This is a genomic window from Arthrobacter sp. UNC362MFTsu5.1, assembly GCF_000685965.1.
Classification (GTDB): domain Bacteria; phylum Actinomycetota; class Actinomycetes; order Actinomycetales; family Micrococcaceae; genus Arthrobacter.
Genome location: NZ_JMLE01000001.1, coordinates 340,257 through 360,764, shown reverse-complemented (window position 1 = coordinate 360,764; position 20,508 = coordinate 340,257). Strand labels below are relative to the sequence as shown.

Here is a 20,508-nt window from a genome sequence, read left to right as displayed (position 1 = left end):
TTCAGCCAAAGGAGACAGCACATGTCCTTTACCGGACAGTCCGCCACCGGACCAGAGGAATCATCCACCAGCCAAGCGGCCAAGCATGGACGGGACTCGTTGCGCAAAGCTGTGGTGGTCGGCGGAAACCGGATTCCGTTCGCGCGGACCGGCGGCGCCTACACCAAGTCTTCGAACCAGGACATGCTGACGGCAGCCCTGGACGGCCTGATTGCCCGTTTCGGCCTTCAGGATGAACGGATCGGCGAGGTTGCCGCCGGCGCCGTGCTTAAGCACTCCCGCGACTTCAACCTCACCCGGGAGGCAGTTCTGGGCTCGGCCCTCTCCGCGGAAACTCCCGCCTACGACCTCCAGCAGGCATGTGCCACAGGACTCGAAACGGTCCTGGGCCTGGCCAACAAGATCAAGCTTGGACAGATTGATTCGGCGATTGCCGGTGGCGTCGATTCCGCGTCCGATGCGCCGATTGCCGTGAGCGAGGGCCTGCGCGAGGTGCTGCTGGACCTCAACAGGGCCAAAACACTGCCCCAGCGGATTCAGGTCCTGAGCCGCCTGCGTCCCAAGGACCTGGCACCCGACGCACCCAACACGGGGGAGCCCCGGACCGGACTCTCCATGGGTGAGCACCAGGCGCTCACCACCGCACAGTGGAAGATCACGCGGGAAGCCCAGGACCAGCTGGCGTACAACAGCCACCGCAACCTCGCCGCCGCCTACGATGCAGGCTTTTTCGACGATCTGCTCACGCCCTATCGCGGCCTGACCCGGGACTCGAACCTCCGCGCTGACACCACCTTGGAAAAGCTGGCGACACTCAAGCCCGTCTTCGGCAAGAACCTCGGAGCCGAGGCAACCATGACAGCGGGCAACTCCACGCCGCTCACCGACGGCGCGTCCACCGTCCTGCTTGCCTCGGAGGAATGGGCGGACGCCCACGAACTGCCCAAACTCGCCACGGTGGTCGACGGCGAGGCGGCCGCCGTCGACTTCGTCCACGGCAAGGACGGCCTGTTGATGGCGCCGGCATTCGCCGTGCCGCGCCTCCTGGCCCGCAACGGCCTGACGCTCGATGACATCGACTTCTTCGAGATCCACGAAGCGTTTGCCGGCACCGTCCTCAGCACCCTGGCCGCCTGGGAAGACGAGGAATTCGGGCGCACTCGCCTGGGCCTGGACGGGGCGCTGGGCAGCATTGACCGGTCCACCCTGAACGTCAACGGTTCGTCACTGGCAGCGGGGCACCCGTTCGCTGCGACCGGCGGCCGGATCGTGGCCTCCCTGGCGAAGATGCTCCACGACAAGGGCCGGGTGGACGGACGTCCGGCCCGCGGCCTGATTTCCATCTGCGCTGCCGGCGGCCAGGGCGTCGTCGCCATTCTTGAAGGATTCTAAGGAGGCCGGCGTGACGGACAAATACACCCAATTCGTAAGCCATGGAATCGGCAAGGATGTTGCCAGGAAGCTGGGCCTGCCGCAGCCGGTAGTCCTCCGGCGTCACCAGCCGGGACAGCCCCTGGTCCCAGGTCCGATCCTGATCCAGGGCTCCAGTGACGGCGCCGACGAACTGGCGGCCGCCCTTTTGTCCTGGGACCTCGACGTCCGCCGGCATGCGGTGCCCCGGGAAAAGCTGGGCGCCATCATCCTGGTTCTGGACGAACTGTCCCGCCCGGAGGATCTGGAACGGCCGGTCCTCGCCGCAGCGGCGTCCATCCGGGATTTGTCACCCAGCGCCCGGGTCGTGACGGTGTCCCGGACTGCGGCTGGTGCGCCGGGTCCGGCGTCTGCCGCAGCGCGCCAGGGTGTGGACGGGCTACTGCGATCCCTGGCCAAGGAGTTGCGCGCCGGCGCCACGGCAAACGGCATCGTCCTTGCGGACGGGGTAACCACCACCAGTCCCAGCGCCCTGGGAGCACTGCGGTTCTTCCTCTCCGGCCGGTCGGCTTTCGTCGACGGCCAGTTCCTGACCGTCGCCTCCGGGGAGGGGACACTGCCGGCCGATCCGGACAAGCCGCTGGCCGGAAAGGTCGCAGTCGTGACCGGTGCCGCCCGCGGCATCGGCGCGGCAATTGCACGCACGCTCCACCGGGACGGCGCCACCCTGGTGGTTGTTGACATTCCTGCCGCCGGCGACCACCTGGCCGCCGTGGCCAACGAGGTCCGCGGCACGGCACTGCAGCTCGACATCACCCGGGAGGACGCCGGGCAGCGGATCATCGACCACGCCGTGGGCAGGCACGGGCGCCTGGACATTGTTGTGCACAACGCAGGCATTACCCGGGACAAGTTGCTGGCCAACATGGATCCGGACCGCTGGAATTCCGTCCTTGCCGTCAACATCGCCGCCCAGCTGCGCATCAATGAGGCCCTGCTGGCCTCCGAGCATTTCCGCAACTCTCCACGGATTGTTTCGGTTGCCTCCACCAGCGGTATCGCAGGCAACCGCGGTCAAACGAATTACGCGGCGTCGAAAGGCGGCGTGATGGGCATGGTGCGCGCCACGGCACCCCTCCTGGCGGAATGCCACGGATCCATCAATGCCGTTGCTCCGGGCTTCATCGAAACCGAAATGACTGCCCGGATTCCGTTTGCCACCCGCGAAGTTGCCCGGCGCCTGAACTCCCTCCAGCAGGGCGGCCGGCCCGGAGACGTCGCAGAGGCGATCGCTTTCCTGGCGAGCGATGCCGCCGGCGGCATTACCGGCGACGTGCTGCGGGTGTGCGGACAGAACCTGGTGGGCGCATGACCGGTGCCCAGCCCGTGATCCTCGGGGACATGCCGTCGTTATCCAAGCTCTATGTGAATGCCGCGGCCACCGCCGCACGGCGCCGGGTGCTGGGCACTGACGCGGGGATCACGCTTCCACCCTGCGGGCATGAAGTGAGGGGGGTGACGGCCGAGGTAGGAAACCTCACCGCCTACCAGCATCTGGTGGGCGAGACGGCAAGCGACATTCTGCCGGCCGGATTCATTCACGCCCTGGCGTTTCCGGTATCCATGAGCGTCATGAACCGCGACGATTTTCCGCTGCCGCTGCTGGGAATGGTGCACCTGGGCAACAGAGTGGAGCAGCACGGAGCCATCCTGTTCACTGAAGCCCTGGACATCACGTCCTGGGCCGAGAACCTGGGCGGCCACCGTGCCGGCACGCAGGTTGATATCGTCGCGGTGGTCCGGCGAGCCGGTGAATCCATGGTCCTTTGGAGGGGAACTTCCACATACCTGGCCAAGGGCGTCTTCCTCCCCGGCATCGACAAGCCCTCAGCACCGGCTGCACCTGCGACGTTCTCAGCGCCGGATCCCACGGCGCTGTGGCAGTTGGGGGTTGACACGGGAAGGGCCTACGCGGCCGTGTCCGGCGACTTCAACCCCATCCACCTGAGCGTGCTCTCGGCCAAAGCCCTGGGTCTACGGCGTTCCATAGCGCACGGCATGTACCTGGCCTCGCGGGCACTTGCCGACGTGGGCGCCGTGAAGGGGGAGTCCTTCCGCTGGGATGTTGCGTTTGAAGCGCCGGTGTTCCTGCCGGCACGCGTCGCACTGGACATCAGTTCGGTCAATTCCCCTTCGGGGGCCTGGCTGCGCTCCGGCTACGCCGCATGGAATCCGCGGTCCGGCCGCAGGCATTTCACGGGCAGCGTAAGTGCGCTATAGCTCAGGACTGCCCGGCCGCGACCACCCGGAGGATCCGGTGGAGATTCAACACGATTGATTCGGCGGCGCTGGGGGCATCCGGGTTGACGTCATCGGATGCCATCCGCTCTGCCAGTGCGTCCACGGCCGTTTTGGCTGCCTCAATCAGCTCGTTTTGCTTTTCCGGATGCTCGTCTTCCATGGACCGCAGGACCTCGCTGACCGCGGCCAGCGCATCGGCCAGCGGCTCGCTGTAGGGCAGCGGGATGACGAAGGGCACGTCCTTGTCCCAGATGACATCGGACAGCACTTCGGTCATGTCCTGAATGTGGAAGGTCACGCTCTCGAGGCCCCGGACGTTTTTGTAGTCACGGTCCAGATCGTGCGGGTGGAGCCGGCGTCGTGGATTGACCTGCCGGCTTGCATCGGCCTTCTGGACGGCGGCCCTGACGGCCCGGGCGGATTGGGCGAGCTCCTCCGAACGCACTGCCCAGTCGGCGTGTTCGGGCGGCCATTTTTCCCTCAGCGCTTCGCCCATGTCCGACAGCTGCTTGGCGAGCGCCCAGCGGAGTTCGGCGAGGCTGAGGGCTGCGGCTTTGAAGTGCAGCGGCGGGAAAACAAGCATGTTGACCGCGATACCCACGGCGACTCCGACTCCCATCTGAACCAGGTAGCCGAAGGAGAAGTCGTCCGGGTTGTTTCCGCCCACCAACAGGACGAGCAGGGCCGCCGTCGGAATCCAGTCCCGGCCGGCCCCAAGACGGGGCAGCCCGGCCAACAGGACCCCGAGCCCCATGAAAATGGCCACGGTGATTGGCGAGGGATCGCTGACGCTGACCAGCAGGAAGGCCAGGCCGATGCCCATCGCGAGCCCCACCAGCGTCTGGACGCCCTGCTTCATGGACCCCGACACGTTCTCGTACATGGCGACCAGCGCGCCGAGCGGGGCGTAATACGGGTACTGGGCCGCGGCGCCGGGCATCAGCGGAGCAATGAGGAAGGCGAGGCCGGCTGCAAGGCCTGCCTTGGCGGCCAGCTGAAGCCGCGGACCTGACAAGGCAACGGCAACGCTGTCCGTCAGGGATTGCCGTATATTGCCGACCCGCGAAGGGGTGGCCTCGTCCTGCTGTTTTGAAGTAGCCATCTGGCCCCACCATAAAGGTGTCCGGAGACTGCTACAAGTGGATAAACCTACTCACGGGTAGGCACTGGGGCCGTGGCCCGATCGGTGGAGGCGGCCGCCTGACGGGCCGCGTGGGCCAGCCGGTGTGCGCGGCCCGGGGTCCTGCCTTCCTCCTGGGTTCCAGGCACGTAGCCGAAGGCGAGGTCGTAGGCGGGATCCGCAAAGCCCAGCGCGGCACTGGCACCTTCGTGGCCGAACGCGCGGTGGCTGCCGAAGTTGCGGCTGGGGTGCGGCTTCATAAAGACAACAGCAAAGGCATTGTCGAGCCCGGACGCACGGTCCAGCCCCCAGACCTGTTCTTCGGACATGGTCCTGATGGTTTCCGGTGACAGGAAGGCCGGACGGCCCTCGAGGCCTGTGGTGGCGGCGGCGTATAGCCGCGCCAGGCCCTCAGCCGATCCCACCCCTCCGGCACTGCTCATGCCATGTTCGCGAATGACTCTCTGGTTGGGCAGTTCCATCACCATGCTCACCGCCGCATTCCCGTTGAGGCCTTCAATTCCCAGGGGATCCAGCCACGGCTGGCCGGGATCGACGGTGTACATCACGTCCCGGTAACGGGGCTCCTGCTCCGCCGGGAGCCCAAGGAAAAAGTCGACGCCGAACGGCAGCCGGATGCGTGAAGCGTACAGCTCCTGGAGGGTACTGCCGGCGACGCGGCGGCAGAGTTCCTCCATGATGATGCCTATGGTCAGGGCGTGGTATCCGAACGTGGAGCCCGGCCGCCACAGCGGCGGCGATGCCGCCAGCTTTCCGGCCGCATCCGCCGTCGTGAATTCACTGAGCGCGAATCCTCCTTCCACCCCAAGCAGCCCGGCCCTGTGGGAGAGCGCCTCGCGGACCGTGATGGTGTCCTTTCCGTGGGCGGCGAATTCGGGCCAGTAGTGCGCCACCGTGCGGTCAAGGTCCAGCAGTCCGTCCTGGACCAGGAGGGCGATGACGAACGCACCCGCACCCTTCGAGCAGGAGTAGGTGCCCGTGATCGAGTCCGCTGCCAGGCGCGGCCCGCCGCTGAGGTCGAGCACTTTCGTGCCTGAACGGTAGGCGGCAAGCTGCGCGCTGTACTGCGGGTCATCGCGGAGGAACGAATCAAACAGGTCCCGGACGGCTTGGTATTCGGGCGCGGCAAAGCCTGACGAAAGTTGCATGGGACAACCCTAGCGGCGCGCCAGGATCACTCCCGGTCAGCGTGCACCGTGTCCCGCGGCAACTTCCTCGCCGCGGCGGACGGGACCGGGAGCCGTGCCGGCACCGAACGGGCGGCCGCCAAGGGCCTCGCGGCCGTGGGCTGTCAGCCATCCTGCCAGGTCCGGCCCCTGCGGGACGATTCCGGTGGGGTTGATGTCCTCGTGGACGATGTAATAGTGCTGCTTGATCTGCACGAAATCGATTGTGTCGCCGAATCCTGGTGTCTGGAACAGATCCCGTGAGTAGGCCCACAGAGCCGGCATCTCGCTGAGTTTCTGCCGGTTGCACTTGAAGTGGCCGTGGTAGACGGCGTCGAAACGGACCAGTGTGGTGAACAGCCGCACGTCCGCTTCGGTGATGGTGTCGCCCACCAGGTACCGCTGGCCGGCAAGGCGTTCCTCCAGCCAGTCCAAGGCGGTCCACAGGCGCGTGTACGCGGCGTCGTAGGCGTCCTGCGAGCCCGCAAAACCGCAGCGGTAGACGCCGTTGTTCACCTCAGTAAACACCCGCTTGTTGACCTCGTCGATCTCGGTCCTGAGGTGGGCGGGGTAGAGCTCCGGGGCTCCGGGCCGGTGGAACGCCGTCCACTCGGTGGAGAAGTCCAGCGTTATCTGCGGGAAGTTGTTGGTGACCACGCCGCCTGAGCGTACGTCAACGACGGCCGGCACCGTAATTCCACGGGGGTACTCCGGGAACCTCTTGAAATAGGCGTCCTGGATCCGCTCAATCCCGAGGACTGGATCAACGCCGCCCGGGTCCAGGTCAAAGGTCCATGACCGCGCGTCATGCGTGGGACCGGGCTGTCCCAGGGAGATGGCATCCTCCAGCCCGAGCAGCCTGCGGACGATGACTGTCCGGTTCGCCCACGGGCAGGCACGGGCCGCGATCAGGCGGTACCGTCCGGCTTCCACCGGCCAGCCCGGCTCCCCGTTCCGGCCCGGCGCGCCCTCCCTGGTGATCCGGTCCTCGATGTAGTTGGTGTCCCGGGTGAATTCTTCACCGCCGGTGACGTATGCGCCCTTGGTGCTGAAGCCGGGGTCGGAAGAGTGATCGGCCGCGGTGCGGGAAGCTGAAGTCATACGTCCACCCTATTGGCTCAGTAGTGCCGCAAACACCCGGGCCATGGGCTGCCACGCCACCCACCACGAACCGGCAACCACTGCGGCGAAGAGCAGGATCCAGACGGCCGCGGGGACCGACGTGGCCCGGTAGAGCAGATGCGCGTCGGATGTGGGCAGCCTGTCCCGCCGCCGCAGGTGCACGTTTGACAGTTTGGCCAGGTCGCGGACGGCGGCCACCAGCAGGGCGAGGCCCAGCGCAATCACCACATGGCCGGTGAACTGCGGCGGGACGAAGAGCACCAGGAGTGCGCTGCCCGCGACTGCTGCGGATGTGATGAGCAGTCCCATGGCGTTGCGGATGAACAGGAACGAACCCACCAGGATCAATGTGCCGACGGACATCGCCGCCGGTCCCCAGCCGTTGAAACCCGACCACACCATGGCCGCCCCCACCACCCCGGGCACGGGGTAGCCCCAGAAGGTGGACCAGACCGCGGGGAAACGACCCCTGCTGTAGGTGGTGGTGGTCCCGGAGTGGTCCAGGCTCAGCCTGATGCCGCCCAGGCGCTGCCCGGACATGAGGGCAGCAAACGCATGCCCGAGTTCATGGGTGACGGTGGCCAGCAGCCCGAAGTAGCGCCAGGAAGCCCGGGGGAGCGACAACACCGTGGCAAGCACCACCACAATCAATAGTTCCGTCGCCGTCACCTGCGGCGCGGGCAACTGGGAGAAGCCCGCAACGATCCGCTCCCATAACGGGCCGGCTACATCCGTCATCGCTTCGGACCTGACGTGCCGCCGGCGTGATCGATGCAATAGGGCGTCCAGGGGCGGGCTTCGAGCCGGCCTTCGGCAATTGCCACGCCGCAGATTTCACACTGGCCGTAGCTGCCGTTTGCTATCCGGGCAAGGGCAGCCTCAACCTGCGCAAGCGTGGCGCTGCTTTGCTTCATCAGCGCTGCAGCCTGCGAGAGTTCAAAGGCAATGGTGGCGCCTTCCGGATCATGCTCGTCATCGACGTTCGAGTTCTGGCGCGCGGCGTTCGCGGCGGTGATGTCGGCACGAAGCGCCGGCAGCAATGTCGTTTTCCGGGCGCGCTCGGATTCAAGCAGGATCCGGAACCTCTCGACGTCGACCATAGTATTCAAGGCTAGCCCGGCGTGGGGGCGGAGCCTAAAGGGCGCAGGTTTTTCGGGCCATAAGACCCGTCACCGCCGGACCGTGCGTACGTAGAGTGAAATTGCGAATAGTCAGTAACCGCCCGGTGAGGGGCCGCCCGCCGGACGGCAGGCGCGCACGAGACCGGGAGGGACCATGAACCATCCGTCAGAGAAGGACCAGGCTGCGGAGAACGAAGCCCTGGAGGCTGTGGAAAGGCACCACGCGGGCATGCTGAAACGCCTCACAGCCCTTGTTACCGCTTTGACGAACTCGGTGGAGAACCGCGACGCCGGGGGCGAGCATGATGCGCACGAGGTATTGCTGGAGTGGTGCGAAAACGAGCTGGTGCCCCATGCCCTTGCCGAAGAAGGTCCCCTCTATGGCGGGCCCCGGAAAACGGCCGAAGCGAGGCTCCTGGTTGAAGGCATGCTGGCAGAACACCAGGTGATCGTGGCTCTCGTGGAAGAGTTCCGCGGCGCCCGGGGCGTGGCCGCCGCCGTAGCAGCGGGCGCCATTCAACGCATCTTTGCCCTGCACCTGGATAAAGAGAACAGGCTCCTGATGCCATTCGTGGTGTCATCATCCGATCTGTCCCTGGCCGAAGCCGTCTCCGGGCTGCACGAGCTCGTGGGGGAGGAACACGCGCACCACCCGGGGAGTGCGCATCACTAGGACCGCGGACGCAGCAGCACGAAAATACGTGGCGGCGGTGTCCTTGCCGAAGCCCGGCGACCCAATAGAGTAAGGGCCATGGCGGATGGAACGGGACAAGAAACCACACGGATGGCCGATGAACTGCTGCGTCAACTGGCGGCTGCCCGCGGCGTGAGCACTTCCTTCCGCGGCTGGGATGGCCAAGAACATCCCGTCGCTGCCCGCACGCTGCACGGCGTGCTGGCCGCGCTGGGGGACCGAACAGGGACAGTTGATGACCTCCAGAACGCCCTGCGCGGTGCAGAACAGGCGCCGTGGCGGCGTTTCCTCCCGCCGTCGGTCGTTTCGAGGGAAGGCCGCGAAATCCACGTCGCCGTCCATGTCCCGCACGGAACACCGGTCAGCGTATGGGCGGTAACCGAGGAGGGGCGCCGCGTGGACGCCGAGCAGCGCGAGAACTGGGAGGAGCCCCGGGACGTGGACGGCACGCTCACCGGGCAGGCGTCCTTTGCCATTCCCGGTGATCTGCCCCTGGGCTGGCACACCCTGCATGCAGACGCCGGCGGGGACCTCGCTGAGTGCGCCCTGGTCATTACGCCCGAGCGTCTGGACACCACCCGGCGCCTGGCGTCCGAACGGCAGTGGGGGCTGACAGCACAGCTGTATTCAGTCCGGTCTTCCCGCTCATGGGGCATCGGCGATTTTTCCGACCTTGTGGACCTGGCCGCGATAGCAGGAAAGGACGGCGCGGGTTTTGTCCTGGTGAATCCGCTGCATGCCGGGGAACCATGCCCGCCCATCGAGGATTCGCCGTATCTGCCCACCACCCGCCGTTTCTTCAACCCGCTCTACATCCGCGTGGAGGACGTGCCCGAGTACGGATACCTGGACAGTGCATCCCGGGCAGGTATTGAGGAGAACGCGGCGTTGCTCCACACCGCCAATACGGCGGACGGCCTGCTGGAAAGAAACGCCAGCTACAAGGCCAAACTCGAGGCCCTTGAACTCATTTTCAAGGTCCGCCGCAGCCCCGGCCGTGTCCGCCTGTTTGAAAACTTCTGTGCAGCGGAAGGCAAAGGCCTGGATGACTTCGCCCTGTGGTGCACCCTCGCGGAACGGCTTCCGCCGACGGCGCCTGAGTGGTCCGGCGAGGCGCTGTCACCGGACACCCCGTACTGCGACGCCGTGCGGCGTGAGCAGGCGGACCGGCTCGAGTTTTACCGCTGGTTACAGTGGATCTGCGACGAGCAGCTGGCCACCGCCCAGCGGACGGCGAAACAATGCGGGATGGCCATCGGCGTCGTCCATGACCTGGCCGTGGGCGTCAAGACAACCGGAGCAGACGCGTGGATGCTTCGCGGCGTACTCGCCCAGGGTGTGACGGTCGGCGCCCCGCCGGACGTCTTCAACCAGCAGGGTCAGAACTGGACCCAGCCACCGTGGCACCCCGGACGGCTGGCGGCGGCGGGGTACAAGCCGTACCGCGACATGCTGCGGACAGTACTCCGTCATGCAGGCGGCATCCGCGTGGACCACATCCTTGGACTCTTCCGTCTCTGGTGGATCCCGGAAGGGGCCGGGCCGGCCGAGGGCACGTATGTGTACTACGACCATGAAGCCCTCATCGGCATCCTGGCCCTTGAGGCCCAGCGGGCTGGTGCGACCGTCGTCGGGGAGGACCTCGGCGTGTTCGAGCCGTGGGTGCGGGATTACCTCATGGAGCGGGGGATCCTGGGCACATCCATCCTGTGGTTCGAACACAATGATTCGGGTCCGCTGTCCCCGGAGGAATACCGCCAGCAGTGCCTGACCAGCGTCAACACCCACGATCTGCCGCCGACGGCGGGCTACCTTGCAGGGGAGCACGTCACGCTCCGCGAATCACTGGGCCTGCTGCTGCGCCCCATCGAAGAGGAACGGGCTGAGGCAGCGGCCGAACAGGAGTCCGTGCTCGCCATGGTGCGCGAACGGGGGCTACTTCCTGATCCGCCGGGCGGTGTCCAGCGCACCGTCGAGGCGCTGTATGCACTCACGGCCCTGACACCGTCCGCCTTGCTGGGTGTAGCCCTCGTGGATGCCGTCGGGGAGACCCGTACGCAGAATCAGCCGGGAACGGACGCGGAACACCCCAATTGGCGCATCCCGCTTGCGGGGCCGGACGGTCCGGTACTCATCGACGACCTTCCGGAAAACAGCCGCTTCAATTCTTTGGTTGGAGTGGTCCGGAACGCGCTGAGGCCGTCCGGCTAAGCCCGCCAGGTATTACTTAGCGTTCCGGAGCTTACTTAGCGTTCCAGGGCTTACCTAGCGTTCCGGGGCCGGCGGATGGCCGGGGTCACCCCTTGCCGGTCCCAGGATCCGTAGTGCCTCATTCTGCGACTCAACCTCCGCGGGGCGCAGGGTCTGTCCGCGCATGAAGCCGGCGCTGGCCAGCATCTGGCGCAATTCCGAAAGCGCCCGGGGTGCGGACACCCCGATGTGCGCCATGGCATGGCAGTTGGCGCAGAGCGGCACCAGGTCTGTGACGGGATCCAGCAGGTAATTGCTGTCCAGCATCGAAACCGGGACGGTGTGGTGGACGTCGATGAAGTCCCTGCCGGCTTCGCCGTACACGATTTCAAAGGAAAAGCCGCAGGCCGCGCAGCTCGTCCCGTAGTGGGCGATGCAGGCCCGCCGGGCCTCGGGATCCCGTTCGTACCGGTTCACCACAACGGTACTGACGGCCCATGAAGGGTAGCTCCCCGGCAGCGGAAAGGTCGTCTCCGGAATCGGCGCCGGGCCTTCCAGGCGCCAGAGGTCGCGGATCCGGGCCTCTGCGGCCGGGTCCATGGCCTGGCCGTTGCGGAGGTCGTCCCACAACACTGCGGGAAGGTTGACGCTGAGGAGCTCCGGCCCCAATTGGTCGCCGAGCGGAAGAAGGGAGTCGAACGCGACAATAAGCCGGGACGACGGCGCGCCGGCAATTCCGGAGCGCGGCCCGGCGCAGGGCTCTGCTGATATCACCACACCGTGCCCGAGCAGGCCCCGCCAGTGCTTTCCCCGCAACAGCAGCCAGGCGTCTGATCCGGCGGGGATACCTGCCGCGCCGGCAACGCGCCACTCTTTGTGGGACTGCCCGGTTTCCTGCACCTGCTCGACGAGGGACGTGTAGTTCCAGTCGTCCTCGCGGTCCTGGTTCCACACCAGGAAGATGGCTGTCATGCACCTATTCTTTCAGGGCCACCGCTGATGGGACCCGATGGGCCTCCGAAGCGGCAAGTCACCCGCTGACGGTGCGAAGCCAGGTCAGTGCCTCTTCCTCGTCCGTGAAATATTCGCTGGGACAGGCCGGCAGCGGGAGACCCAGCAGTCCGTGGGCAATGACGCGGTCCACGGGAGTACTGCCCAGGATGGCGAAGGCACTGACGGTTACCGCCGAGCTGTACACGCTGATCGCTTCCCTGCTGACCGAGCCCACACCTGTGATCTCCAGCAGCACGCCGCCCCGGACGCCCCCGGTCAGCGCCAGCAGTTCCTCGCGGGTGCGCCTCCCGTCTTCCTCGGTAATCCGGGCGCTGGGCCGGAGCCTGATCCGCGATATGCCTTGGCTTACCCGGCCCACGCTGACGTTGGCCCCGATGTTGTGTGTCATTGACTCCCCCAAAGGGGCAGTCCCGAGTGCAGCCGGACGGCTGCATTTCCCCCGGCGTTTCAGGGCCGGGAAACCTGCCCCGGCGTCAATCTAACGGGGCAGGCCACCGTTGTCCATCAACCACGCAGGTGGCCGCCGCGCATCATGTGCGGGGGAGGTGGTGGTGCTCCAGTACGTAGTCTGCAATCGCCATCGCGGAGGTCGCGGCGGGGGAGGGGGCGTTCCGAAGGAGCGTCACCAGTCCCACTTTCTGGATGGCAAAGTCGTCGAGGAGGCTGCCGTCGAGTGACCATGCCTGGGCGCGCACGCCGGCGGCGGTCTTCGCCGTGAGGTCATCCATCTGAAGCTCAGGGATAAACCTGCGGGCCTGCTGGAAGTAGAGCGGCTTGAGCAGTGACGCGGCGATCTCCTTGGCCCCCATTCGCCAGTGTTGCCTTGCCAGCGCCAGGGCGCCCGGCCACATGATCGACGCCGCGGTGTCCCTGAAGGACACCTTGTTCCAGCCGTAGCCCTCGCGGGCCAGAGCGGGGACGGCGTTGGGTCCCACGTGGATGGTGTCGTAGACGCCGCGGGTGAAGTGGACGCCCAGGAAAGGAAAGCGGGGGTCCGGGACCGGGTAGATCATCCCCCTGACGAAGTGTTGCTTCGCCGCCGACAATCCCCAGTACTCTCCGCGGAAGGGCAGGATCCTGGGAGCCGGAGAGGCCCCGGCGAGTCCGGCGACGACGTCGGACTGCAGGCCGGCGCAGACGATGAGGCGATCGAACACAAAGTCGCCGTGGGTTGTTGCGACGCGGACCTCGCCGCGCCCCGGGGTGATGGCGACAGCTTCATGCCCGAACATGATCCGTCCGCCCGCGGCCCGGATGTCATCGGCCATGGCCTCTGTGATGGCCACAAAATCCACGACGGCGGTGTGCGGCGAATGCAGTGCCGCAACCCCCGCGACGTGGGGTTCGACCTCGCGCATCGCGGCGGCACTGAGACGCCTCAGCCCGGGCACGCGGTTGGCCACGGAGCGGCTTTCAATGTTTGCCAGGGCGGGAAGTTCGTCCTCCGTGAGGGCAACGACCAGTTTGCCCAGTTCCCGGTAGGGGAGATTCCTATCACGGCAGAAGTCACGTGTGAGGACCCGGCCGCGTTGGCACAGCCGGGCCTTCAGGGAGCCCGGCGCGTAGTAGAGGCCCGCGTGCACTACTCCGGAATTGTGCCCGGTCTGGTGCGCGGCGACCCGCTGTTCCTTTTCCAGGACGGTGACGTCCGCGAGCCCGCGGCTGCTCAGGGCGCGTGCGATCGCGATGCCGACGATGCCCCCGCCGATGATGCCTACGCGTTCAGTCATTGATCCCGCCTTCTGACACGTTTCCTGACTGAATCCCGCTCGGTCAAATCCAGGCGTCCCGCCGCAGCGGCGGTTCGGTTCCGCCGGGGCGTTGTACGAGCACCTGGTTCACGCCGGTCAGGCCGTCCTCGAAGCCCAGGGCACTGGCGGCCATGTAGAGTCTCCAGATCCGTGCCCGCCCGGGGCTGGTGGCGCTGACGGCCTCATCCCAGTGCTGCTCCAGGTTTCGCACCCACGCCCGGAGGGTCAGGGCGTAGTGCCGGCGAAGCGCTTCGACGTCGAGCACCTCGAGTCCGCCGGACTCCAGCGCACCGATCATGTCCGCGAGGCTGAGCATTTCGCCGTCGGGAAAGACGTAGCGGGGTATGAACGAGTCCGGGTCCGGGCTTGTCGGACCCGCGTTCCAGGAGATGGCGTGGTTCAGGAGCCGACCGCCGGGACGCAGCAGTCCGTGCAGCTGGGATACGTAGCGGGAAATCTGTTCACGGCCCACGTGCTCGGACATGCCGATGGAGCTGATCGCATCGAACGGGCCGTCGTCCACGTCACGGTAATCCTGGACCCGGATCTCCACGCGGTCAGTCAGGCCGGCGTCGGCCACGCGTTTGCGGGCCAGCCCCGCCTGTTCGTTCGAGAGGGTAACGCCCACGACATCGACGCCGTAGCGCTGGGCTGCGTGGAGGGCGAAGCTGCCCCAGCCGCATCCGACGTCCAGTACTCGCATGCCGGGCTGCAGTCCGAGCTTCCGGCAGACCAGGTCGATCTTGGCTTCCTGGGCGGCTTCCAGGCTGTCCGGGCCGCCAGGATCGTCCGTTGGGTCATTCCAGACAGCGCAGGAGTAGACCATTGAGGGACCCAGGACGAGGGCATAGAAGTCGTTGCCCACGTCGTAGTGATGCGAGATCGCTGCGGCGTCCCGGCTCTTGGAGTGGCGACTGCCGTGTCGGTGGATCTTGGATTCCTCCGGTGGCGGGGCAGGATTCGGACCAATTGCGCCGACCCTGACCGCAGTCTTGGCGAGTGTCCACATTTCCTTGACCGTCAGCGGAGGAAACGGCCCGGGCTCGGCGAACTTACCGGCGGAGCTTAGCGCCGCGAAGCTGGCGAAAACGTCCCCCGGCGCGTCAATGTCCCCGGCTACATAGGCCCGGCTGAGGCCCAGTTGCCCGGGCGACCAAAGGATGCGTCGCAGTGCCCGTTTGGAGCGGAATTCGAGGACCGGGGCGTCCTGCGGACCTGCCTCCGAGCCGTCCCAGGCGCGCAGCCTCAGCGGGATCCCTTCAGTGCCGAGGACTACGGCCAGTGCTTCGGCCAGCCGTGATGCCACACCCGTTGTCTTCGCCATGTGCATTGCCTCTCATCCAAACTGAAACTGCTGCCTGCCCGTTCCTCATCCGTGGTGGCGTGAGCTCCCTGCCGGGCCCACCCACCTGTGGTTGTTCAATCTATGGTGCAACCCCCGCCGGTGTCATGGGCCGAACGACACCCCATGAGCCTGGGTCCAAAAACTGTCGACCTGCGCGCAAATTGGGAGGAGGATTAAAGGGCAGTCACTATGAGGAGGTCAGGGATGTGCTATCCGTATAACAAGGACTTCCGGAGGGACATTCGGAAAGAGGACTCGCGGGAACCTGAGAAGCAGCCCGAGCCCCGCGTGGAGGCGAAGGACTTCAAGTTCTGGGCCTTCCCCCGCCGGGAACGGAAGTTCACAGGTTCAGAGCCGGTGGTGGACCGCACCCCCGAGAAGGTCTAACGGAACCTGGGCAAAGAAGAAAGGCCCCGCGTTGCGGGGCCTTTTCCGTGGGCACTGGTTTCGTCGGGCTGCGGCCTAAAGGTCTTCCTTGGAGAGCGCCTTGGTCTCCGCCGGGGTGGACCGGCCCAAACGTTCGTCGAGTGCAACCCGCAGCCTTGCCGCGGCCACCTGGACCCTGTGCTCCGAAGGGGTCAGCTGCCTATCGCGGGCAGCGGAGACGTGACGGGGTGTCCGCGATTTCTTTTGTTCCGGCGTACTGGTACTCATGGCGCTCCCTCCTCCGTTCGGTCCGTGCTCGTTGTTCCATTGTCGCCGATTGGTTCCGCGGAGTCCACGGCGTCGGCATCCTCGTCCCACGTGCCGTCGTCGCCGTTGGCCTCGGTCACCGATTGCCACGCAATGTCCAGCAGCTCAAGTTCTTCTTCCCGCGCGAGGTCGCTCCGCGCGAGTACAGCAAGTGAGGCCAGGCCAAGGGCCTTGGCATCCTCGTCCCCGTCGAGGGCCTTGTCCAGTGCCCACTGCGTCCGTTTCCACCACTCGGCCCGGTCGTCAGCCCGTGTTCTTTGCCTCAATGCCTGCGCGTCCGCCACAGCTTTTTGCCGCAGGGTCCGCCAGCCGATGAAGGCGGCAAGGACGGCACCGGCCAGGACCGCCAGCGGTCCGAGTGCGGCCACGATCTGCCACCACTCGGCAGGGGCAGAAAGTGCAGCTTCAAGGGGGGCGGGGGACAACGTCACATGTTCAGCGTAGGCCTTGGACGCCGGCCGGGCCTGCATTAAGGAAGCTGCCGCCGCGAGTCTCACGATCCGTCGCACCATTGGCCGGTACCGTTATTTTGGGGGTGGATGACATGGAGAACGGCGTTACGGACCGGCTGTGGGACAAGGCCGTGCAGGAGTTCATTGCCGCGTGCCGGCAGGAGAACCTGAGCGACATCACGTTGAACCACAAAGCCTTGGACAACGGGCAGCAGGTCCTGGCCGTGTCCGCGATGTATCTGTCCAGGAAGGACCGCAGCGTGCCGGTCGGTTTCCGATGGACGGCTTCAAAGTCCGGCCCGGCGGCCGAAGTCTACGTCGGTAAAGCCAAAGCCCCCGCAGGTCTGGAGCTGGACGGACTGTTCAGGCTGGCGTTGCGGGCCGGCCTGTGGAAGGAGCGGCGACATGTCGCCTTTGCGCTCCTGGCGGTCACGGACATTCACTCAAAGGCCGACGGCGTCCGCGGCCGCCTGGAGCTTGAGTACCTGAAGGTACTGGCCGGCGAAGGATCAGTTGCACAGGCGCGGGAGCTGACCCTGCAGACACTCAACGATCTCGCGTACCTCTACGGCGCCCGCGCGGCCTACGGCACGCCCTAGGGTCGGCCCTGGGCTTGTCGCGGGCGGCGACACTGCGCCGACTGACTGCTGTGACGGGCACCACCCCCACTCCTGCAAGGTCAGTGCCCGCTGCGGAGATAACCTGAGCTGGACGCCGTACCAATGAAGGACAAGACGATTCCACGCCGCAGTTCCAAAGCACTGACCCTTGTGACCGCCGTTCTACTCGTGGGAGGCCTGGCCGGCTGCGCCGCAGCGGAATCCGCCGGAACTGCAATTGCAGAAGTCCTCCGCAGCTCCGCACCTTCTGTTGACGGGAAAAATCCGGCCGCACAGCCGGCCATGAACCCCGATGACATTGCTGCCGCCCTCGCCCGGCTCGCTTCCCTTCCGGTGAAGGGGCGCGCACCGAAGACCGGCTACAGCCGCGACCGGTTCGGGCCCGCCTGGGCTGACACGGACCACAACGGCTGCGACACACGCAACGACATCCTGGCCCGGGACCTGGCCGGGGAGACGTTCAAACCCGGCACTCGTGACTGTGTCGTTGCCACCGGAACCCTGGCTGACAAATACACCGGCAAGACCATTCGGTTCGTCCGGGGCGCGGACACCAGTTCGGCGGTCCAGATAGACCACATCGTTCCGCTGTCGCTTGCCTGGCAGACCGGGGCGCAGCAGATCGACGACGGCCAGCGCCAGGAGTTCGCGAACGATCCCCTGAACCTCATGGCCGCCGACGGTCCTTCCAACATGGCCAAATCCGACAAGGATGCCGCCACCTGGCTGCCCCCGAACAAGGCCTTCAGGTGCGAATATACGGCCCGGATCACCGCAGTAAAGGCAAAATATAAGCTGTGGGTCACCCAGCCCGAGCATGACGCGATCCAAGGCATCCTGGCCGCCTGCGCGTGATCCCGGCGATGGGCCTGTCCCGTCACGGTACTTTTGACTCTGGGGATCGTTGCCCCTGAGCACCACACTGGTGCAATGAGTGTGGTCCTGACGCTGATTCCCCCGGTTGAACCCAACGCGGGCGCCAACCGGGCCTTGCGTCCGGACCGTCCCCGGATCCGCCTGGTGCTCGCAGCCCTCCTCATAGTCGGGGCGCTAGTGCATCTGGCCGGCGAGGCACGGATGGGCCTCGCCCGGGAACCCGGAAAGGATCCCCATGCCCAGTGACCTGCCCTGGGCGGCTCGACTCGGGGTCACGCTCGTGGCCGTGTCCGCCCTGCTCCTCGCAGGGTGCTCCCGGCCTCCGGGCCAAAGCGGGCCGTCGTCATCGGCTGCGCCCTCGTCCGGCACGGGCAGCCCGGCCTGCAATCTCATTACCCCGGACATCGCGGCGAAGGTCGAACCCGGGCTGATCCCTGTGGGCCAGAACAGCCCGGCAAGGCCGCCCGGCAGCAAGGCCTACCTGTGCACCTATTCCAGCAAGTCAAAGGAGGGAGGCCTGACGGCACTGTCAGTGGCACTCACGTCCCCCGCTTCGGCCGCCGACATCTCCAGAGCCAAGTCAACGGCCGACTGCTCACCCGTCACCGGCATCGGCGACTTCGCATGCCTGCAGTGGACGGGATACTTCCGAGGTGAGGCCGGTGGCGCCTCCGCGAACGTCGTCCTCATGGCTGTCCGGGGCAACGAGACCCTCGAGATGCCCTACGTGGCTTCACCGCCCATGCCTGGTTCCGGCGTCCCGGACGGCGACACGATGGCCCGCGCGCTCTCGCAGGCAGCAGTGGACGCCGGCTGGGGCAACGGCACGGCACTCAGCGTCCCCTCCGCTCCGCCGATGGGTTCGACGCGGTAAGCCGCATCGGGATGCCTCCGTGCGGGCTGGCTTCCGTCGCTGACCTGTGCGAGGAGTTCCGCTAAAGAACCCGGCGACACCGTCCCGTTCGGCGCGCGCTACGAGGCGGAGTCGGCGCTGCGTTTCACTGGACGCTCGCCCGCACCGCCGTCCCCTTCGGGTCCGTTCTTCTTTTTGCCGAACGGCAGCGCCTTCACCAGGGGGCCCACAACTGCCATGACGACGAGGCCCCAGGCGATACCGAGGACGGCCGAGCACAGAGTGTTCACGAGCCAGGCCAGAAAGCCGCCTGCCACAGCGATCCCGGCGAAGGGGTGCTCGAGGACATGGACCAGGTCGTAGGGCGCGTGCCAGCCGAGGTCGTATGCTCCCTGCAGCATGATGTGCCCGCCGACCCACAGCATGGCGACCGTCCCGACCACGGTTATCGCTCCCAGCACCGAGGGCATGCCCTTGACGAGCAGCTCGCCGACGCGCCGGGATCCTGCGGAGTCCCTGGCCGCCAGGTGCAGGCCGACGTCGTCCATTTTGACGATGAGTGCGACGGCACCGTACACCGCCACCGTGATCAGCAGAGCCACGACGACGAGGATGAGCGCCCGGACCCACAGGGACTCGGCGGCCACCTCGTTCATGGAGATGACCATGATCTCGCAGGACAGGATGAAGTCGGTGGTGATGGCGCCCTTGATGACAGTGGCCTCCGCCGCAGGTCCCCGTTCGACCGCCGGGGTATCTTCTTCGGCGGAGTGGTGGCCGCGGAGTTTGTGCCAGACCTTCTCGGCACCCTCATAGCAGAGGTAGGTGCCACCCAGCATGAGGATGAACGGGATGGCTCCCGGAAGGAAGGCACTGACGGCCAGCAATGCCGGCAGAATGATCAGCAGCTTGTTCCGGAGCGATCCCCAGAAGATCTTCTTGATCATCGGCAGTTCACGGGAAGGGTCCGCACCGGATACGTACTGCGGGGTGACGGCGGCGTCGTCAATCACTACGCCGGCGGCCTTTGCCCCGGCCTTGGCGGCGCCGGCAGCGACGTCGTCCACGGAGGCGGCCGCTATGCGGGCAATGGCTGCGATGTCGTCCAGCAGGGCGACAAGGCCGCCGCTCACTGGGGGCTCCCGGACGGCTTGAGGTTGGGCTGCTGGGCATGGAGGCCTCGGTCGAGGCGCGTGATCGGCATGCAAAGATTATATGAGGGCTCACCGGGCAGGGCAGTGCCGGCGTACCGGGCCTGGAACCTGTAGGCGTAGGCGGTCCCCTCTTCGACCGTGACAGCCGGCCCTTTCTCCTCCTCCCGCACCGTCAGTTCGGCGGCCAGGAGTAGCCCCGGTTTTGCCGCCCGGCAACTGCTTGCCAGGTCGTTGGCTTCCTCTGCCTCGCTGGATCTGTCGCGGCCGGCGTCGCTGACACTGTCAGTGCCCGGGGCCCACATGTTTCTGACATATTAGTGCGCTGTCAAAGGCAGCTGGGGCTGCGTCGAGGCGCTGGCGGTCAGCGTCGCGGCGAAACCCCTCGCACCTGTCGCTCATCCATCACAACGTGGTTGGCTACGGGGTTCGCGTGGTTGGAGACAGAAAAAAACCCCCGGAATCCTTGGATTCCGGGGGTTTTCCCTTGTGCGCGGAGGGGGACTTGAACCCCCACCCCCTTTCGAGGACTAGCACCTCAAGCTAGCGCGTCTGCCATTCCGCCACCCGCGCAGGTGGTAATTCGGAGATTGTTTCCGCCTTTCAGCGTTTTGGATTTCTCCGAAGCAGCGAGAAAGACTCTAGCA

At 66.2% G+C, this 20,508-nt stretch carries 23 protein-coding genes and 1 tRNA gene; 10 read left to right on the top strand and 14 right to left on the bottom strand.

Annotated elements, in window-relative coordinates; genetic code table 11:
* The first annotated feature begins 21 nt into the window (after positions 1-21).
* The 3 genes from BS38_RS0101770 to BS38_RS0101760 are packed head-to-tail and all read left to right on the top strand — an operon-like array spanning position 22 to position 3,651.
* The gene (locus BS38_RS0101770; RefSeq protein WP_028269247.1) at positions 22-1,392 is read left to right on the top strand and encodes an acetyl-CoA C-acetyltransferase; all 1,371 of its coding nucleotides are present in this window, start codon (positions 22-24) and stop codon (positions 1,390-1,392) included.
* 10 nt (positions 1,393-1,402) lie between these two features.
* Positions 1,403-2,743 carry a 3-oxoacyl-ACP reductase gene (locus BS38_RS0101765; RefSeq protein ID WP_028269246.1) on the top strand — a complete coding sequence of 447 codons (1,341 nt, stop codon included), beginning with the start codon at positions 1,403-1,405 and terminating at the stop codon, positions 2,741-2,743.
* Positions 2,740-3,651, top strand: coding sequence for a MaoC family dehydratase (locus BS38_RS0101760; protein WP_028269245.1), 912 nt, complete (start codon positions 2,740-2,742; stop codon positions 3,649-3,651). Before BS38_RS0101765 ends, BS38_RS0101760 begins: the two co-directional genes overlap by 4 nt.
* A gap of 1 nt (position 3,652) precedes the next feature.
* Here BS38_RS0101760 and BS38_RS0101755 read toward each other — a convergent pair whose 3' ends face one another.
* From BS38_RS0101755 to BS38_RS0101735, 5 genes are read right to left on the bottom strand one after another with little or no spacing between them, the layout of a single operon-like run.
* Positions 3,653-4,774 (bottom strand): FUSC family protein, encoded by a 1,122-nt coding sequence (locus BS38_RS0101755; protein WP_028269244.1) that lies wholly within the window; start codon positions 4,772-4,774, stop codon positions 3,653-3,655.
* A 47-nt stretch (positions 4,775-4,821) separates the two neighbouring features.
* Positions 4,822-5,961 (bottom strand): EstA family serine hydrolase, encoded by a 1,140-nt coding sequence (locus tag BS38_RS0101750; RefSeq protein WP_028269243.1) that lies wholly within the window; start codon positions 5,959-5,961, stop codon positions 4,822-4,824.
* 36 nt (positions 5,962-5,997) lie between these two features.
* On the bottom strand, positions 5,998-7,080 hold the full coding sequence (locus BS38_RS0101745) for a glutathione S-transferase family protein (RefSeq protein ID WP_028269242.1): 1,083 nt from the start codon (positions 7,078-7,080) through the stop codon (positions 5,998-6,000).
* 9 nt (positions 7,081-7,089) lie between these two features.
* Complete coding sequence (locus tag BS38_RS0101740; protein WP_028269241.1) at positions 7,090-7,839, bottom strand: M50 family metallopeptidase; 750 nt, start codon at positions 7,837-7,839, stop codon at positions 7,090-7,092.
* Positions 7,836-8,201 (bottom strand): TraR/DksA family transcriptional regulator, encoded by a 366-nt coding sequence (locus BS38_RS0101735; protein ID WP_028269240.1) that lies wholly within the window; start codon positions 8,199-8,201, stop codon positions 7,836-7,838. Before BS38_RS0101735 ends, BS38_RS0101740 begins: the two co-directional genes overlap by 4 nt.
* A gap of 175 nt (positions 8,202-8,376) precedes the next feature.
* On the opposite strand from BS38_RS0101735, the gene BS38_RS0101730 reads away from it, so the two are divergent.
* The gene (locus tag BS38_RS0101730; RefSeq protein WP_028269239.1) at positions 8,377-8,895 is read left to right on the top strand and encodes a hemerythrin domain-containing protein; all 519 of its coding nucleotides are present in this window, start codon (positions 8,377-8,379) and stop codon (positions 8,893-8,895) included.
* 78 nt (positions 8,896-8,973) lie between these two features.
* On the top strand, positions 8,974-11,127 hold the full coding sequence (gene malQ, locus BS38_RS0101725) for a 4-alpha-glucanotransferase (RefSeq protein WP_081818775.1): 2,154 nt from the start codon (positions 8,974-8,976) through the stop codon (positions 11,125-11,127).
* A 54-nt stretch (positions 11,128-11,181) separates the two neighbouring features.
* Here the strand turns inward: malQ and BS38_RS0101720 are convergent, their stop codons facing one another.
* The 4 genes from BS38_RS0101720 to BS38_RS0101705 form a co-directional block, all read right to left on the bottom strand.
* The gene (locus BS38_RS0101720) at positions 11,182-12,078 is read right to left on the bottom strand and encodes an HNH endonuclease (RefSeq protein WP_028269237.1); all 897 of its coding nucleotides are present in this window, start codon (positions 12,076-12,078) and stop codon (positions 11,182-11,184) included.
* Between the two features lie 58 nt (positions 12,079-12,136).
* The gene (locus tag BS38_RS24125) at positions 12,137-12,508 is read right to left on the bottom strand and encodes an STAS/SEC14 domain-containing protein (protein WP_051628660.1); all 372 of its coding nucleotides are present in this window, start codon (positions 12,506-12,508) and stop codon (positions 12,137-12,139) included.
* 142 nt (positions 12,509-12,650) lie between these two features.
* Positions 12,651-13,850 (bottom strand): L-2-hydroxyglutarate oxidase, encoded by a 1,200-nt coding sequence (lhgO, locus tag BS38_RS0101710; RefSeq protein ID WP_028269236.1) that lies wholly within the window; start codon positions 13,848-13,850, stop codon positions 12,651-12,653.
* Positions 13,851-13,893: 43 nt separating this feature from the next.
* Complete coding sequence (locus tag BS38_RS0101705) at positions 13,894-15,195, bottom strand: SAM-dependent methyltransferase (protein WP_028269235.1); 1,302 nt, start codon at positions 15,193-15,195, stop codon at positions 13,894-13,896.
* Between the two features lie 225 nt (positions 15,196-15,420).
* Between BS38_RS0101705 and BS38_RS0101700 the strand changes: the two genes are divergently transcribed.
* On the top strand, positions 15,421-15,603 hold the full coding sequence (locus BS38_RS0101700; RefSeq protein ID WP_028269234.1) for a hypothetical protein: 183 nt from the start codon (positions 15,421-15,423) through the stop codon (positions 15,601-15,603).
* Between the two features lie 75 nt (positions 15,604-15,678).
* Here the strand turns inward: BS38_RS0101700 and BS38_RS0101695 are convergent, their stop codons facing one another.
* Together BS38_RS0101695 and BS38_RS0101690 are read right to left on the bottom strand one after the other, a co-directional pair.
* Positions 15,679-15,870 (bottom strand): hypothetical protein, encoded by a 192-nt coding sequence (locus BS38_RS0101695; RefSeq protein ID WP_028269233.1) that lies wholly within the window; start codon positions 15,868-15,870, stop codon positions 15,679-15,681.
* Positions 15,867-16,340: a hypothetical protein gene (locus BS38_RS0101690; protein WP_028269232.1), complete on the bottom strand. Its 474-nt coding sequence runs from the start codon at positions 16,338-16,340 to the stop codon at positions 15,867-15,869. Before BS38_RS0101690 ends, BS38_RS0101695 begins: the two co-directional genes overlap by 4 nt.
* Before the next feature lie 113 nt (positions 16,341-16,453).
* Between BS38_RS0101690 and BS38_RS0101685 the strand changes: the two genes are divergently transcribed.
* From BS38_RS0101685 to BS38_RS24115, 4 genes are all read left to right on the top strand, one after another.
* A complete protein-coding gene (locus tag BS38_RS0101685) occupies positions 16,454-16,960 on the top strand; it encodes a hypothetical protein (protein ID WP_156037037.1) in 507 nt (168 codons plus the stop codon).
* Positions 16,961-17,083: 123 nt separating this feature from the next.
* The gene (locus BS38_RS24120; RefSeq protein WP_043437354.1) at positions 17,084-17,836 is read left to right on the top strand and encodes an HNH endonuclease family protein; all 753 of its coding nucleotides are present in this window, start codon (positions 17,084-17,086) and stop codon (positions 17,834-17,836) included.
* A gap of 75 nt (positions 17,837-17,911) precedes the next feature.
* Positions 17,912-18,103 (top strand): hypothetical protein, encoded by a 192-nt coding sequence (locus tag BS38_RS0101675; protein ID WP_156037036.1) that lies wholly within the window; start codon positions 17,912-17,914, stop codon positions 18,101-18,103.
* Positions 18,093-18,731, top strand: a complete 639-nt coding sequence (locus tag BS38_RS24115; protein WP_197024871.1) for a hypothetical protein — start codon at positions 18,093-18,095, stop codon at positions 18,729-18,731. The genes BS38_RS0101675 and BS38_RS24115 overlap by 11 nt, the downstream gene beginning before the upstream one ends.
* A 98-nt stretch (positions 18,732-18,829) precedes the next feature.
* On the opposite strand, the gene BS38_RS0101665 is transcribed toward BS38_RS24115, so the two are convergent.
* The 3 genes from BS38_RS0101665 to BS38_RS0101655 all read right to left on the bottom strand — a co-directional run bounded on the left by BS38_RS0101665 (position 18,830) and on the right by BS38_RS0101655 (position 20,434).
* Positions 18,830-19,843, bottom strand: coding sequence for a DUF808 domain-containing protein (locus BS38_RS0101665; protein WP_028269229.1), 1,014 nt, complete (start codon positions 19,841-19,843; stop codon positions 18,830-18,832).
* Positions 19,840-20,166 carry a hypothetical protein gene (locus BS38_RS0101660; RefSeq protein ID WP_028269228.1) on the bottom strand — a complete coding sequence of 109 codons (327 nt, stop codon included), beginning with the start codon at positions 20,164-20,166 and terminating at the stop codon, positions 19,840-19,842. The genes BS38_RS0101665 and BS38_RS0101660 overlap by 4 nt, the downstream gene beginning before the upstream one ends.
* A gap of 185 nt (positions 20,167-20,351) precedes the next feature.
* Positions 20,352-20,434, bottom strand: a tRNA-Leu gene (locus BS38_RS0101655).
* Between the last annotated feature and the right edge of the window lie 74 nt (positions 20,435-20,508).

Excerpts from the sequence above, each read along its gene's own strand:
- BS38_RS0101770 (WP_028269247.1), top strand. The coding sequence starts at position 22 with ATGTCCTTTACCGGACAGTCCGCCACCGGACCAGAGGAATCATCCACC.
- BS38_RS0101760 (WP_028269245.1), top strand. The coding sequence starts at position 2,740 with ATGACCGGTGCCCAGCCCGTGATCCTCGGGGACATGCCGTCGTTATCC.
- BS38_RS0101755 (WP_028269244.1), bottom strand. The coding sequence starts at position 4,774 with ATGGCTACTTCAAAACAGCAGGACGAGGCCACCCCTTCGCGGGTCGGC.
- BS38_RS0101750 (WP_028269243.1), bottom strand. The coding sequence starts at position 5,961 with ATGCAACTTTCGTCAGGCTTTGCCGCGCCCGAATACCAAGCCGTCCGG.
- BS38_RS0101745 (WP_028269242.1), bottom strand. The coding sequence starts at position 7,080 with ATGACTTCAGCTTCCCGCACCGCGGCCGATCACTCTTCCGACCCCGGC.
- BS38_RS0101740 (WP_028269241.1), bottom strand. The coding sequence starts at position 7,839 with ATGACGGATGTAGCCGGCCCGTTATGGGAGCGGATCGTTGCGGGCTTC.
- BS38_RS0101735 (WP_028269240.1), bottom strand. The coding sequence starts at position 8,201 with ATGGTCGACGTCGAGAGGTTCCGGATCCTGCTTGAATCCGAGCGCGCC.
- BS38_RS0101730 (WP_028269239.1), top strand. The coding sequence starts at position 8,377 with ATGAACCATCCGTCAGAGAAGGACCAGGCTGCGGAGAACGAAGCCCTG.
- malQ (WP_081818775.1), top strand. The coding sequence starts at position 8,974 with ATGGCGGATGGAACGGGACAAGAAACCACACGGATGGCCGATGAACTG.
- BS38_RS0101720 (WP_028269237.1), bottom strand. The coding sequence starts at position 12,078 with ATGACAGCCATCTTCCTGGTGTGGAACCAGGACCGCGAGGACGACTGG.
- BS38_RS24125 (WP_051628660.1), bottom strand. The coding sequence starts at position 12,508 with ATGACACACAACATCGGGGCCAACGTCAGCGTGGGCCGGGTAAGCCAA.
- lhgO (WP_028269236.1), bottom strand. The coding sequence starts at position 13,850 with ATGACTGAACGCGTAGGCATCATCGGCGGGGGCATCGTCGGCATCGCG.
- BS38_RS0101705 (WP_028269235.1), bottom strand. The coding sequence starts at position 15,195 with ATGGCGAAGACAACGGGTGTGGCATCACGGCTGGCCGAAGCACTGGCC.
- BS38_RS0101700 (WP_028269234.1), top strand. The coding sequence starts at position 15,421 with ATGTGCTATCCGTATAACAAGGACTTCCGGAGGGACATTCGGAAAGAG.
- BS38_RS0101695 (WP_028269233.1), bottom strand. The coding sequence starts at position 15,870 with ATGAGTACCAGTACGCCGGAACAAAAGAAATCGCGGACACCCCGTCAC.
- BS38_RS0101685 (WP_156037037.1), top strand. The coding sequence starts at position 16,454 with ATGGAGAACGGCGTTACGGACCGGCTGTGGGACAAGGCCGTGCAGGAG.
- BS38_RS24120 (WP_043437354.1), top strand. The coding sequence starts at position 17,084 with ATGAAGGACAAGACGATTCCACGCCGCAGTTCCAAAGCACTGACCCTT.
- BS38_RS0101675 (WP_156037036.1), top strand. The coding sequence starts at position 17,912 with ATGAGTGTGGTCCTGACGCTGATTCCCCCGGTTGAACCCAACGCGGGC.
- BS38_RS24115 (WP_197024871.1), top strand. The coding sequence starts at position 18,093 with ATGCCCAGTGACCTGCCCTGGGCGGCTCGACTCGGGGTCACGCTCGTG.
- BS38_RS0101660 (WP_028269228.1), bottom strand. The coding sequence starts at position 20,166 with ATGTGGGCCCCGGGCACTGACAGTGTCAGCGACGCCGGCCGCGACAGA.